A 14386-nucleotide genomic window follows, 5' to 3' on the forward strand; every position below is an offset into this window, starting at 1 on the left:
CTTTTTATTGAAGAAATTTTCTGAAAATTACAAAATATACTTGCTATTTTAGAAAAATAGTGTAGAATATAAGAAATAGGTTTTTAGAATAAGGAGTGGAATATGACAGTAACGATTGATTGGGAAAACCTTGGTTTTTCCTATATGAAATTACCTTATCGCTATATTGCTCATTTTAAAAATGGACAATGGGATCAAGGAGAGCTTACAGAAGATGCAACTTTGCATATTTCTGAGTCTTCTCCAAGTCTTCACTATGGACAACAAGCATTTGAAGGTTTGAAAGCTTATCGTACTAAGGATGGCAGTGTTCAACTGTTCCGTCCTGATGAAAATGCTAAACGCTTGCAACGTACCTGTGACCGTCTCTTGATGCCACAAGTTCCAACAGAAATGTTTGTAGAAGCTTGTAAAGCAGTTGTCCGTGCCAATGAAGAATACGTACCACCATACGGAACAGGTGGAACCCTATATCTTCGTCCTCTTTTGATTGGTGTCGGAGATATTATTGGGGTAAAACCAGCAGAAGAGTACATTTTCACTATCTTTGCTATGCCAGTTGGAAATTACTTTAAAGGTGGTTTGGTTCCAACTAACTTCTTGATTCAGGATGAATACGACCGTGCAGCGCCAAATGGTACAGGTGCGGCTAAGGTTGGTGGGAACTATGCTGCAAGTCTCTTGCCAGGGAAATTGGCGAAATCACGCCATTTCTCAGATGTTATCTATCTAGATCCTTCAACACATACAAAGATTGAAGAAGTCGGTTCAGCTAACTTCTTTGGAATTACAGCTGATAATGAATTTGTAACACCATTGAGTCCATCTATCTTGCCATCTATTACCAAGTATTCCTTGCTTTATTTGGCAGAACATCGCTTGGGCTTAACTCCTATTGAGGGAGATGTCCCAATTGATAACCTTGACCGTTTTGTAGAGGCAGGTGCCTGTGGTACAGCAGCAGTTATTTCACCAATTGGTGGAATTCAGCACGGTGATGATTTCCATGTATTCTATAGTGAAACAGAAGTTGGTCCTGTGACTCGTAAACTCTATGATGAATTGACAGGTATTCAGTTTGGTGATATTGAAGCGCCAGAAGGTTGGATTGTAAAAGTAGATTAAAATAAACAAAAGGAGATTTTTGATGAAATCGAAAAAGTGGCTCTTAACAGCAGGAGTGGTCCTGAGCACAGCAGCTCTTTTAGTAGCTTGTGGAAAAGCTGATAAAGAAGCAGATGCACCGACAACGTTCTCATATGTCTATGCAGTAGATCCTGCATCTTTGGACTATAGTATAGCGACTCGTACATCGACAACAGATGTCATCGGGAACGTGGTTGATGGCTTGATGGAAAACGACCAATACGGAAATGTTATTCCTTCCTTGGCTGAAGATTGGTCTGTGTCAAAAGATGGTTTGACTTATACCTACAAACTTCGTAAAGGAGTTAAATGGTACACTTCGGAAGGTGAAGAATACGCCGAAGTAACAGCCCATGACTTTGTGACAGGACTAAAACACGTAGCTGACGGCAAGTCAGACGGTGTCTCTCTTATCCAAAATTCAATCAAGGGATTGGATTCCTACATGACTGGTGAGACGAATGATTTCTCTACAGTTGGTGTCAAAGCTTTGGACGATTACACAGTTGAATATACCCTAAACAAACCTGAAAGCTTCTGGAACTCTAAAGTCACAACAGCAACGATGTTGCCTGTAAATGAAGAGTTTTTGAAGGCGTCAGGTAAAGATTATGGAGCAGTTACTCCAGCAGGGATTCTCTACAATGGTCCTTATATTTTGAAAACCTTAACATCTAAATCGTTGATTGAATACGAGAAAAATCCAAATTACTGGGATAAAGAAAAGGTAAAAATCGAGAAGATTAAATTGACTTACTATGATGGTTCTGATCAAGAATCCTTGATCCGTAGTTTCTCTTCTGGTGCCTATACGACAGCTCGTCTCTTCCCAAGTAGTTCAAACTTTGCTTCAACTTTAGAGCAATACGGAGATAAAATCACTTATAGCCCACAGGACTCAAGTAGTTATTACTTCACCTTTAACGTAAATCGTCAGTCGTACAATAAAACTGCGAAAACAAGTGAGGAGCAAAAGACTTCAACTAAAGAAGCTATGCTTAATAAGGACTTCCGTCAGGCTATCAACTTTGCCTTCAACCGCCATTCTTATGCTGCACAGCTAAATGGTGAAGACGGTGCGGACAAGATTATTCGTAACAGCCTCGTTCCTGATAACTTTGTGCAAGCAGGTGGTAAGAACTTTGGTCAAATCGCTCAAGCAGAGTTGGTGAACTATGGTGACCAATGGAAGGGTGTTGAGCTAGTTGACGGTAAGGATTCTATCTACAACCCTGATAAGGCTAAAGCAGCTTTCGAAAAAGCTAAGAAAGACTTGGAATCTAAAGGGGTAACTTTCCCAATTCACTTGGATGTCCCAGTTGAACAAACAGATACCATCGCCGTTCAACAAAGTAACTCTTTCAAACAGTCTATCGAATCAACTCTTGGTGCTGAAAATGTTGTTATCGACGTTCTTCAAATGACAGATAATGAAAAGGAAACAATCACTTCACAAGCGCGTGTTCCTTCTCAAAAAGACTATGATTTGAACAGTACAGGATGGGCTCCAAGTTATCAAGACCCAGCATCTTACTTGAATATCATGGATCCTAAATCAGGTTCTGCTATGAAGCACCTCGGTATTACTAAAGGGAAAGATAAGGATGTTGTAGCGAAACTTGGTTTGGATCAATATAAGAAATTATTGGATGATGCAGATTCAGAAACTACGAATCTTGAAGAACGCTATGAAAAATATGCCAAGGCTCAAGCTTGGTTGACAGATAGTTCATTATTGATGCCAACAGCCTCATCTGGTGGTTCTCCAGTTGTAAGTAATGTCGTGCCATTCTCAAAACCATACTCACAAGTTGGTATTAAAGGTGACCCATATATCTTTAAAGGAATGAAATTGCAAAAAGATATCGTTACGACAAAAGAATATGAAGAAGCACTGAAAAAATGGCAAAAAGAAAAATTGGAATCAAACGGTAAGTACCAAAAAGAACTAGAAAAACACATTAAATAATGCGGAAAACTCTATATCAGACAAGCCTGATGTAGAGTTTTTTCTTGCTAGTTTTAGGATTTTCTTGTAAAATAGAAAAAGTGAAGAGAGGTATGAAATGAGCAAGAAAGATAAAAAAATTGAAATTCAAGTAGCAGATGCCAAAGTTAATGTTGGTAAAGACAGTTTTGAAGGTTATGCATTGACTATCGGTAAAAAAGTTATCGGAGAAATTGCCGAATTAGACGGACAATTTGCCATCATAAAGAATGGGAATGTCGATAGTTTTTATAAAAAATTGGAAAAAGCTGTGGAAATTTTGATTGAAAATTATAATTTAGCAAAATAAGTCTTGTTTTTTTGAAATTTTCATGATATAATAGTCCATGTTGATTGTAGGAGAGATAGCGAAGAGGCTAAACGCGGCGGACTGTAAATCCGCTCCTTCGGGTTCGGGGGTTCGAATCCCTCTCTCTCCATTTCATCAATGGGGTATAGCCAAGCGGTAAGGCAAGGGACTTTGACTCCCTCATGCGTTGGTTCGAATCCAGCTACCCCAGTTCTTAGGTAATGATCAAGATAAAAAGCAAAATATCTTAGGGTATTTTATTTTTATAATTGAAAGACGTGAACGATATAAACATGTCCTTGCGGGTGCTTAGGAAAAAAATTATAAGTATGTCAAGTTTAAGAAAAACTTGATTGTTGGAGGATTTTTTAGATGAACGAATTTGAAGATTTGCTAAATAGCGTTAGCCAAGTTGAGACTGGTGATGTTGTTAGTGCTGAAGTATTGACAGTTGATGCGACTCAAGCTAACGTTGCAATCTCTGGAACTGGTGTTGAAGGTGTCTTGACTCTTCGCGAATTGACAAACGATCGCGATGCAGATATCAATGACTTTGTTAAAGTAGGAGAAGTATTGGATGTTCTTGTACTTCGTCAAGTAGTTGGTAAAGATACTGATACAGTTACATACCTTGTATCTAAAAAACGCCTTGAAGCTCGCAAAGCATGGGACAAACTTGTTGGTCGCGAAGAAGAAGTTGTTACTGTTAAAGGAACTCGTGCCGTTAAAGGTGGACTTTCAGTAGAATTTGAAGGTGTTCGTGGATTTATCCCAGCTTCAATGTTGGATACTCGTTTCGTACGTAACACTGAACGTTTTGTAGGTCAAGAATTTGACGCTAAAATCAAAGAAGTTGACGCTAAAGAAAACCGCTTCATCCTTTCACGTCGTGAAGTTGTTGAAGCAACTACAGCAGCAGCTCGTGCTGAAGTATTCGGTAAATTGGCTGTTGGTGATGTAGTAACTGGTAAAGTTGCACGTATCACAAGCTTCGGTGCTTTCATCGACCTTGGTGGTGTTGACGGATTGGTTCACTTGACTGAATTGTCACATGAACGTAACGTTTCACCAAAATTAGTTGTAACTGTTGGTGAAGAAATTGAAGTGAAAATCCTTGATCTTAACGAAGAAGAAGGACGCGTATCACTTTCACTTAAAGCAACAACACCTGGACCATGGGATGGTGTTGAGCAAAAATTGGCTAAAGGTGATGTAGTAGAAGGAACAGTTAAACGTTTGACTGACTTCGGTGCATTTGTTGAAGTATTGCCAGGTATCGATGGACTTGTTCACGTATCACAAATTTCACACAAACGTATTGAAAATCCAAAAGAAGCTCTTAAAGTTGGTCAAGAAGTTCAAGTTAAAGTTCTTGAAGTTAACGCAGATGCAGAGCGCGTATCACTTTCTATCAAAGCTCTTGAAGAGCGTCCAGCTCAAGAAGAAGGACAAAAAGAAGAAAAACGCGCTGCTCGTCCACGTCGTCCAAAACGTCAAGAAAAACGTGATTTCGAACTTCCAGAAACACAAACAGGATTCTCAATGGCTGACTTGTTCGGTGATATCGAACTTTAATCAAATTGAAAATTCACAAAATCCTTTGTTTCCTAAACAAGGGATTTTTCTTTTGTCTGTAAGCCTTTTTTGATATAATAGTTCTATGTTAGAATCAGAAAAACAATCACGTTATCAAATGTTAAATGAAGAGCTCTCTTTTTTATTGGATGGTGAAACCAATGTTTTGGCTAATCTTTCCAACGCCAGTGCTCTTCTAAAATCACGCTTTCCTAATACCGTATTCTCAGGCTTTTATCTGTTCGATGGAAAGGAATTGGTTTTAGGTCCTTTCCAAGGAGGTGTTTCCTGCATCCGTATTGCACTAGGCAAGGGTGTTTGTGGTGAGGCAGCTCACTTTCAGGAAACTGTTCTTGTTGGAGATGTAACAATTTATCCCAACTATATTTCTTGTGATAGTCGAGCTAAAAGTGAAATTGTTGTGCCGATGATAAAGAATGATCAATTACTTGGAGTTCTGGATTTGGATTCTTCAGAGATGGATGATTATGATGCTATGGATCGAGATTATTTGGAACAATTTGTCGCTATTTTGCTTGAAAAGACAGAATGGGACTTTACAATGTTTGGGGAGAAAGCCTAATGTATCAAGCACTTTATCGAAAATATAGAAGTCAAAACTTCTCCCAGTTGGTTGGTCAAGAAGTTGTATCTAAAACTCTTAAACAGGCAGTGGAGCAAGAGAAAATAAGTCATGCTTATCTTTTTTCTGGTCCTCGTGGAACGGGAAAAACCAGTGTAGCCAAGATTTTTGCCAAAGCTATGAACTGTCCCAATCAAGTGGGTGGTGAACCTTGTAATAACTGCTATATTTGTCAAGCAGTGACAGATGGTAGTTTAGAAGATGTCATTGAAATGGATGCAGCCTCTAATAATGGGGTAGATGAAATTCGTGAAATTCGTGATAAATCTACCTACGCCCCTAGCCTTGCTCGTTATAAGGTTTATATCATAGATGAGGTTCACATGCTGTCTACAGGGGCTTTTAATGCCCTTCTAAAGACGCTGGAAGAGCCAACACAGAATGTGGTCTTTATTTTGGCCACTACTGAATTGCACAAGATTCCTGCTACTATTCTATCCCGTGTGCAACGTTTTGAATTTAAATCGATTAAGACACAGGATATTAAGGAGCATATCCACTATATCTTAGACAAAGAAAATATCAGTTCTGAACCAGAGGCTGTGGAAATCATTGCCAGACGGGCTGAAGGTGGAATGCGAGACGCCTTGTCTATTTTAGATCAGGCCCTGAGTTTGACACAGGGAAATGAATTGACGACTGCTATCTCTGAAGAAATTACAGGGACTATTAGTCTATCAGCCTTGGATGATTATGTGGCTGCCTTGTCTCAACAGGATGTTCCCAAGGCTTTGTCTTGCTTAAATCTTCTCTTTGACAATGGTAAGAGCATGACTCGTTTTGTGACCGACCTTTTGCACTATTTAAGAGACTTGTTAATTGTTCAAACAGGGGGAGAAAACACTCATCATAGTCCAGTCTTTGTAGAAAATTTGGCACTTCCTCAAGAAAATTTGTTTGAAATGATTCGCTTAGCGACAGTCAGTTTAGCAGATATTAAGTCTAGTTTGCAGCCCAAGATTTATGCTGAGATGATGACCATCCGTTTGGCGGAGATTAAGCCTGAATCAGCTCTTTCAGGAGCGGTTGAAAGTGAAATTGCTGCATTGAGACAGGAAGTTGCCAGTCTTAAACAAGAACTCGCAAATGTGGGAACTGTACCCAAGCCAACTAGTCCAGTACCTACCCGCCCAGCAGCAGGCAAAACAGTCTATCGTGTGGATCGCAATAAGGTTCAATCGATCCTACAAGAGGCCGTTGAAAATCCTGATTTAGCACGTCAAAATTTGATTCGTTTACAAAATGCCTGGGGAGAGGTAATTGAAAGTCTTGGTGGGCCAGACAAGGCTCTGCTAGTTGGTTCTCAACCGGTTGCGGCCAATGAACACCATGCTATTCTTGCTTTTGAATCTAACTTCAATGCTGGTCAAACTATGAAACGAGATAATCTCAATACCATGTTTGGCAACATCCTCAGTCAGGCAGCAGGTTTTTCACCTGAGATTTTAGCCATTTCCATGGAGGAATGGAAAGAAGTGCGCGCAGCCTTTTCAGCCAAAGCCAAATCTTCTCAAACTGAAAAAGAAGCAGAAGAAAGCCTGATTCCAGAAGGATTTGAATTTTTGGCTGATAAAGTGAAGGTAGAGGAAGACTAAAGAAAGATTTCATGATACAATAAGTTTATGAATAGACAACAATTTATTATCATCGCGCTGTTTACAGCTGCTGAGACCTATTTTTTCAATGAAGCCTGGATGACTGGTCGCTATATTATGGCAGCCTTTTGGGCCATTTTGCTCTTTAGAAACTTTAGAGTTAGTTACTTGATGGGCAAGATTGTAGATGTTATTGACCAACATTTAAAAGGAAAAGACTAGTCCTCAGCTTCTAGACAAAATCAAAGCCTTTTAGGCTTTTTTTTGTTATACTATAAAAGTATATTTATTGACCTTTTACCGTGTTTTCTAGGGAAATCAAGTATGTTTCTAGTAAGTACTGTAAAGGCCTTGAAAAAGAAAGGAACTATCATGTCAGTATTAGAGATTAAAGATCTTCACGTTGAGATTGAAGGAAAAGAAATTTTAAAAGGGGTTAACCTGACCCTGAAAACAGGAGAAATCGCCGCTATCATGGGACCAAATGGTACTGGTAAATCGACTCTTTCTGCCGCTATCATGGGAAATCCAAACTATGAAGTGACCAAAGGTGAAGTCTTGTTTGACGGCGTAAACATCCTTGAATTGGAAGTGGACGAGCGAGCGCGTATGGGACTTTTCCTTGCTATGCAGTACCCATCAGAAATTCCTGGAATTACCAATGCTGAGTTTCTTCGTGCAGCCATGAATGCTGGTAAAGAAGACGATGAGAAGATTTCAGTTCGTGAGTTTATTACTAAACTAGACGAGAAGATGGAATTGCTCAACATGAAAGAAGAAATGGCAGAGCGTTACCTCAACGAAGGTTTCTCTGGTGGTGAGAAAAAACGTAATGAGATTCTTCAACTTTTGATGTTGGAACCAACTTTTGCCCTTTTGGATGAGATTGACTCTGGTCTTGATATTGATGCCCTTAAAGTTGTTTCTAAAGGTGTGAATGCTATGCGTGGTGAAGGCTTTGGTGCTATGATTATCACTCACTACCAACGTCTTTTGAACTACATCACACCTGATGTGGTACACGTCATGATGGAAGGTCGTGTTGTCCTTTCAGGTGGTCCAGAATTGGCTGCGCGTTTGGAACGTGAAGGATACGCAAAACTAGCTGAAGAACTTGGTTACGACTACAAGGAAGAATTGTAATTCCCTCGTATCTTTTAGGAGAAGTAAATGACTAAAGAAAATATTAAACTTTTTTCAGAAATGCACGCTGAACCAAGCTGGTTGGCTGATCTCCGTCAAAAAGCTTTTGACAAGATTGAGAGTTTAGAATTACCAGTTATTGAGCGTGTCAAATTCCACCGTTGGAATCTGGGTGATGGAACGATTACAGAAAGTGAGCCATCAGCAAATGTTCCAGATTTCACAGCTCTAGATAATCACTTGAAGTTGGTACAAGTAGGAACTCAAACTGTTTTTGAGCAAACTCCAGTTGAGTTAGCTGAACAGGGTGTTGTCTTCACAGATTTCCATTCAGCTTTAGAAGAAATTCCAGAGCTGATCGAAGAATTCTTCATGTCATCTGTTAAGTATGACGATGACAAGTTGGCGGCTTATCACACTGCTTACTTTAACAGTGGTGCTGTTCTCTACATTCCTGATAATGTTGAGATTGCTGAACCAATCGAAGGGATTTTCTACCAAGACAGCGATAGCGATGTGCCGTTTAACAAGCATATTATGATTATCGCTGGTAAAAATTCTAAGATTAGTTATCTGGAGCGTTTAGAGTCACGCGGTGAAGGAAGTGCCAAAGCAACTGCTAATATCACAGTAGAAGTGATTGCACGTTCTGGTGCGCAAGTGAAGTTTGCTGCGATTGACCGTCTAGGTGAAAACGTCACTGCCTACATTAGCCGTCGTGGTAAATTAGGCAACGATGCAAGCATTGACTGGGCAATAGGTGTCATGAACGAAGGGAATGTCGTAGCTGACTTTGATAGTGACTTGATTGGTAACGGTAGCCATGCTGATCTGAAAGTCGTAGCTCTTTCCAGTGGCCGTCAGGTACAAGGGATTGACACCCGAGTAACTAACTATGGTTGCAACTCTATCGGTAATATCCTTCAACATGGGGTTATCCTTGAAAAAGCAACTTTAACTTTCAACGGTATTGGCCACATTATCAAGGGTGCCAAGGGAGCAGATGCGCAACAAGAAAGTCGTGTTCTCATGCTTTCAGACCAAGCGCGTTCAGATGCCAACCCAATTCTTTTGATTGATGAAAATGACGTAACTGCTGGTCACGCTGCTTCTATCGGACAAGTAGATCCAGAAGATATGTACTACCTCATGAGCCGTGGCTTGGATAAGGCAACTGCAGAACGCTTGGTTGTTCGTGGTTTCCTTGGATCTGTCATCGTTGAGATTCCAGTCAAGGAAGTTCGCGATGAAATGATTGCAACGATCGAAGAAAAATTGTCAAAACGCTAAGGGGAAGCCTATGTTAGATGTAGAAGCGATTCGCAAGGATTTTCCAATTTTAGACCAGATTGTCAACGATGAACCTCTGGTTTATCTGGATAATGCCGCGACGACACAAAAACCACTAGCAGTTCTGGAAACGATTAACCGCTATTATGAGCACGACAATGCCAATGTTCATCGTGGGGTTCATACCTTGGCGGAGCGGGCGACAGCTTCCTATGAGGCGGCTCGTGAAACCATTCGTAAGTTTATCAATGCAGGGTCTACAAAGGAAGTTCTCTTTACAAGAGGAACGACAACCAGTCTGAACTGGGTAGCGCGCTTTGCAGAGGAAGTCTTGACTGAGGGAGACCAGGTCTTGATTTCCGTCATGGAACACCATTCCAACATCATTCCTTGGCAGGAAGCCTGCCGTAAGACTGGGGCAGAGCTTGTCTATGTCTATCTCAAGGATGGAGCCTTGGACATGGATGACTTGCGAGCTAAATTGACTGATAGAGTTAAGTTTGTCTCCCTAGCTCACGCCTCAAATGTTCTGGGTGTGGTCAATCCAATCAAAGAAATCACTCAATTGGCTCACCAAGTGGGAGCCATCATTGTGGTGGATGGTGCTCAATCTACGCCTCATATGAAGATCGATGTACAGGACTTAGATGTGGATTTCTTTGCCTTTTCAGGTCACAAGATGTCTGGTCCGACTGGTATCGGTGTTCTTTATGGCAAAGAAAAGTATCTGGAGCAAATGTCACCAGTTGAATTTGGCGGTGAGATGATTGATTTCGTCTATGAGCAATCTGCTAGCTGGAAGGAGTTGCCTTGGAAATTCGAGGCTGGAACTCCAAATATGGCTGGTGCAATCGGACTTGCTACTGCAGTGGATTATCTGGAAAAGATTGGTATGGATGCAATTGAAGCCTATGAACAAGAATTGATTGCATACGTCTTTCCAAAACTGCAGGCAATTGAGGGATTAACTATTTATGGTTCGCAGGACTTGGATCAACGCTCGGGTGTCATTGCCTTTAACCTAGGCAATCTTCATCCTCACGACCTTGCGACTGCTTTGGATTATGAAGGCGTGGCTGTTCGAGCAGGTCACCATTGCGCTCAACCCTTGCTCCAGTATTTGGATGTTCCAGCAACAGCTCGTGCAAGTTTTTATATCTACAATACCCAGGCAGATTGCGACAAGCTAGTCGATGCCTTACAAAAGACAAAGGAGTTTTTCAATGGCACTTTCTAAACTAGATAGCCTTTATATGGCAGTGGTAGCGGACCATTCGAAAAATCCACATCACCAAGGGAAGTTAGAAGATGCTGAGCAAATCAGTCTCAACAATCCGACCTGTGGAGATGTCATCAACCTCTCTGTCAAGTTTGATGTAGATGACCGTTTGGAAGATATCGCTTTTCTAAACTCAGGTTGTACCATCTCAACTGCCTCTGCTAGCATGATGACAGATGCAGTTTTGGGAAAGACCAAGAAAGAAATCTTAGAACTTGCGACTATTTTTTCTGAAATGGTTCAAGGGCAAAAAGATGACAGACAAGATAGTCTTGGAGACGCAGCTTTCTTGTCAGGTGTTGCCAAATTTCCTCAACGAATCAAGTGTGCAACCCTAGCCTGGAACGCCTTGAAGAAAACAATCGAAAATCAAGAAAATCAGTAAGACAAGTTTCTTTTGTCTTATGAATTAGTAGAAATGAAGAATGAAAGAAAGGATATTATGGCTGAAGAAAGAGTAGAACCAAAACCAATTGACCTTGGTGAATATAAATTTGGTTTCCATGATGATGTAGAGCCTGTCCTATCGACAGGAAAAGGATTGAATGAAGATGTCATTCGTGAACTATCAGCTGCAAAGGGAGAACCTGAGTGGATGTTAGAGTTCCGTTTGAAGTCTTATGAAACCTTCAAAAAAATGCCCATGCAAACTTGGGGAGCAGACTTGTCAGAGATTGACTTTGATGACCTGATTTATTACCAAAAACCATCTGATAAGCCAGCCCGTTCTTGGGATGACGTTCCTGAAAAAATCAAAGAAACCTTTGAACGTATCGGAATTCCTGAAGCTGAGCGTGCCTATCTAGCGGGAGCTTCTGCCCAGTACGAGTCAGAAGTGGTTTACCACAACATGAAGGAAGAGTTCCAGAAATTGGGGATTATCTTTACAGATACGGATTCTGCCCTCAAGGAATACCCAGACTTGTTTAAACAATACTTTGCGAAGTTGGTACCGCCAACAGATAACAAGTTGGCTGCCCTCAACTCAGCAGTATGGTCAGGTGGAACCTTTATCTACGTACCAAAAGGGGTCAAGGTAGATATTCCTCTTCAAACTTACTTCCGTATCAACAACGAAAATACTGGTCAGTTTGAACGTACCTTGATTATCGTTGATGAGGGAGCAAGTGTCCACTACGTTGAAGGATGTACAGCGCCAACTTATTCAAGTAACAGCTTGCATGCTGCCATCGTAGAAATCTTTGCCTTGGATGGAGCTTATATGCGCTATACGACCATCCAAAACTGGTCTGATAACGTCTATAACTTGGTAACCAAACGCGCTAAGGCTCAAAAGGATGCCACTGTTGAGTGGATTGATGGAAACTTAGGTGCCAAAACAACTATGAAATACCCATCTGTTTACCTAGATGGAGAAGGGGCGCGTGGTACCATGCTTTCTATTGCCTTTGCCAATGCTGGGCAACACCAAGATACGGGTGCTAAGATGATCCACAACGCACCACATACAAGCTCGTCTATCGTGTCTAAATCCATCGCTAAAAGCGGAGGAAAGGTTGACTACCGTGGACAGGTCACCTTTAACAAGAACTCTAAGAAATCTGTTTCTCACATCGAGTGTGACACCATTATCATGGATGACTTGTCAGCATCAGATACTATTCCATTTAATGAAATTCACAACTCACAAGTCGCTTTGGAACACGAAGCTAAGGTATCTAAGATTTCAGAAGAGCAACTCTATTACCTCATGAGCCGTGGATTGTCAGAATCTGAGGCAACTGAGATGATTGTCATGGGATTTGTAGAACCCTTTACAAAAGAACTTCCAATGGAGTATGCTGTTGAGCTGAACCGCTTGATTAGCTATGAGATGGAAGGATCAGTTGGGTAAAATTTGATTTTATACTCTTCGAAAATCTCTTCAAACCATGTCAGTTTCGCCTTGCCGTATATATGTTACTGACTTCGTCAGTTCTATCCACAACTTCAAAAATGTGTTTTGAGCAACCTGCGGCTAGCATACTAGTTTGCTCTTTGATTTTCATTGAGTATTAGATTTACCCAAAGTCAAGTACTTTGAAGAAGAACTTATAACAAAAAATCGCGGTTTAAAATCGCGATTTTTTTATAATTTTTCGTTGATGAAACGGATAAACTGATTCCACCAAACTTTTAAGAAGAAGGCTTTTTCAACTTTCTTTTCTGCTAGCATTTCGAAACTAGGACGTTCTGTAGTAATGTAACCTTGACCAATCAAGTCCTTGTCTTCATAAGTTAAATGGCCAACCACTGTTCCAGCTTCAAGTGTTGCTGGGATTGCTTTGGAATCAGGTGTGAATTGAACAGATTGGGAAGATTGACCTCCAACACGTTCAATTAGAGAGATATCATCTTTGGCAACAGCAGTGACTGTATCTTCTTTTCCGTCTTGTACAGGGACTTTGCTATCTTGATAGGCATCGCCTTTTTGAACGATTTTGCGAAGTGTGAATGTAGAAGAAATATAATCCATTAGGGAAGATGTAGCTGTGAAACGAGCGTAAGGATTATTGTCTTGATGGTCTGCATTCAAAACAACTGTAATAACCCTCATTCCTTTCTCGACAGTAGTACCAACAAAAGATTCACCAGCTTTGTCTGTCGTTCCTGTCTTCAGTCCGTCAAAGCCTCCTCGATGAGCAGGCATTCCTTCTAACATGTAGTTGGTCGAAGTGATTGTCATTCCAGCAAAAGTAGAAGAAGGTTTTTTGGTGATTTCTAAGACTTGTGGGTACTTTTTGATGAGGTTACGAGCAACGATAGCGACATCATAAGCACTAAGCTTATTTTCTTCATCTTTTTTAGAACCTGGGTAAATGTTATCCCCTAGAGTCTCATTGTTAAGACCTGTCGTATTGACAACAGTGGCATCCTGAATTCCCCATTCCAGGAGTTTAGCGCGCATCATATCGACGAAATCTTTCTCTGAGCCAGCAATTTTCTCAGATAGAGCAATGGCTGCACTGTTAGCACTAGATACTAGTGTTGCTTCCAGTAGCTGCTCGACGGTATAATTACGAGCCTCCATAGGGACGTTGCTTGCTTCGGAATTTGTCGTTAATCTGTAAGGATAATCAGAAATATCTACAGGAGTTGATAGTGTAATACTGCCGTTTTCCAAGGCTTCATAGACAAGATAAACTGTAATCAATTTTGTGATTGAAGCGATTTCGACTGGCTGAGTTGCATCTTTTTCATAAAGTATTTTTCCAGTATTTGCTTCAACAGCAATGGCATGTTTTGCGGCAATATTAAAATCTTGAGCAGCAACAGTAGATGCTGACCCAATCACAGATAAGCTTAGTAGAGATAAAATGATTTTTTTCATAGTAAGTTTATTCTAACATAAAGAAAAAAATATTCCCAGTTTCATGATAGAATAAAGAAGCTTTTTTGAAAGTGTGGTAAAATAGAT

General features: G+C 40.6%; 13 protein-coding genes and 2 tRNA genes. 14 read left to right on the plus strand and 1 reads right to left on the minus strand.

What is annotated here, in order from left to right; translation table 11 throughout:
* The first annotated feature begins 102 nt into the window (after window positions 1–102).
* From GEZ84_RS03515 to sufB, 14 genes are all read left to right on the plus strand, one after another.
* Window positions 103–1125 (plus strand): branched-chain amino acid aminotransferase, encoded by a 1023-nt coding sequence (locus GEZ84_RS03515; RefSeq protein WP_000218999.1) that lies wholly within the window; start codon window positions 103–105, stop codon window positions 1123–1125.
* 22 nt (window positions 1126–1147) lie between these two features.
* Window positions 1148–3115: a peptide ABC transporter substrate-binding protein gene (locus GEZ84_RS03520; RefSeq protein WP_153223507.1), complete on the plus strand. Its 1968-nt coding sequence runs from the start codon at window positions 1148–1150 to the stop codon at window positions 3113–3115.
* Window positions 3116–3212: 97 nt separating this feature from the next.
* Window positions 3213–3443, plus strand: a complete 231-nt coding sequence (locus GEZ84_RS03525) for a DUF2969 domain-containing protein (protein ID WP_153223508.1) — start codon at window positions 3213–3215, stop codon at window positions 3441–3443.
* A 49-nt stretch (window positions 3444–3492) separates the two neighbouring features.
* Window positions 3493–3573 (plus strand) — tRNA-Tyr (locus tag GEZ84_RS03530).
* Between the two features lie 9 nt (window positions 3574–3582).
* Window positions 3583–3654, plus strand: a tRNA-Gln gene (locus GEZ84_RS03535).
* A 161-nt stretch (window positions 3655–3815) separates the two neighbouring features.
* On the plus strand, window positions 3816–5018 hold the full coding sequence (gene rpsA / locus GEZ84_RS03540) for a 30S ribosomal protein S1 (protein ID WP_153223509.1): 1203 nt from the start codon (window positions 3816–3818) through the stop codon (window positions 5016–5018).
* Between the two features lie 85 nt (window positions 5019–5103).
* Window positions 5104–5601 (plus strand): GAF domain-containing protein, encoded by a 498-nt coding sequence (locus GEZ84_RS03545; protein ID WP_153223510.1) that lies wholly within the window; start codon window positions 5104–5106, stop codon window positions 5599–5601.
* Window positions 5601–7256 (plus strand): DNA polymerase III subunit gamma/tau, encoded by a 1656-nt coding sequence (dnaX, locus tag GEZ84_RS03550; protein ID WP_153223511.1) that lies wholly within the window; start codon window positions 5601–5603, stop codon window positions 7254–7256. Before GEZ84_RS03545 ends, dnaX begins: the two co-directional genes overlap by 1 nt.
* Before the next feature lie 27 nt (window positions 7257–7283).
* Window positions 7284–7478, plus strand: coding sequence for a DUF3272 domain-containing protein (locus tag GEZ84_RS03555; RefSeq protein ID WP_001081602.1), 195 nt, complete (start codon window positions 7284–7286; stop codon window positions 7476–7478).
* A gap of 150 nt (window positions 7479–7628) precedes the next feature.
* Window positions 7629–8399 (plus strand): Fe-S cluster assembly ATPase SufC, encoded by a 771-nt coding sequence (sufC, locus tag GEZ84_RS03560; RefSeq protein ID WP_000114489.1) that lies wholly within the window; start codon window positions 7629–7631, stop codon window positions 8397–8399.
* A 27-nt stretch (window positions 8400–8426) separates the two neighbouring features.
* Entirely contained in the window at window positions 8427–9689 is a 1263-nt protein-coding gene (gene sufD / locus GEZ84_RS03565) for a Fe-S cluster assembly protein SufD (protein ID WP_000159658.1), read from the plus strand.
* A gap of 10 nt (window positions 9690–9699) precedes the next feature.
* Window positions 9700–10926, plus strand: a complete 1227-nt coding sequence (locus tag GEZ84_RS03570) for a cysteine desulfurase (protein ID WP_153223513.1) — start codon at window positions 9700–9702, stop codon at window positions 10924–10926.
* Window positions 10913–11353, plus strand: coding sequence for a Fe-S cluster assembly sulfur transfer protein SufU (gene sufU / locus GEZ84_RS03575; protein WP_153223514.1), 441 nt, complete (start codon window positions 10913–10915; stop codon window positions 11351–11353). Before GEZ84_RS03570 ends, sufU begins: the two co-directional genes overlap by 14 nt.
* A gap of 57 nt (window positions 11354–11410) precedes the next feature.
* The gene (gene sufB / locus GEZ84_RS03580) at window positions 11411–12823 is read left to right on the plus strand and encodes a Fe-S cluster assembly protein SufB (protein ID WP_153223547.1); all 1413 of its coding nucleotides are present in this window, start codon (window positions 11411–11413) and stop codon (window positions 12821–12823) included.
* A gap of 234 nt (window positions 12824–13057) precedes the next feature.
* On the opposite strand, the gene pbp3 is transcribed toward sufB, so the two are convergent.
* Window positions 13058–14299 (minus strand): D-alanyl-D-alanine carboxypeptidase PBP3, encoded by a 1242-nt coding sequence (pbp3, locus tag GEZ84_RS03585; protein WP_153223515.1) that lies wholly within the window; start codon window positions 14297–14299, stop codon window positions 13058–13060.
* Between the last annotated feature and the right edge of the window lie 87 nt (window positions 14300–14386).

The organism is Streptococcus mitis (assembly GCF_009496155.1).
GTDB classification, from domain to species: domain Bacteria; phylum Bacillota; class Bacilli; order Lactobacillales; family Streptococcaceae; genus Streptococcus; species Streptococcus mitis_BQ.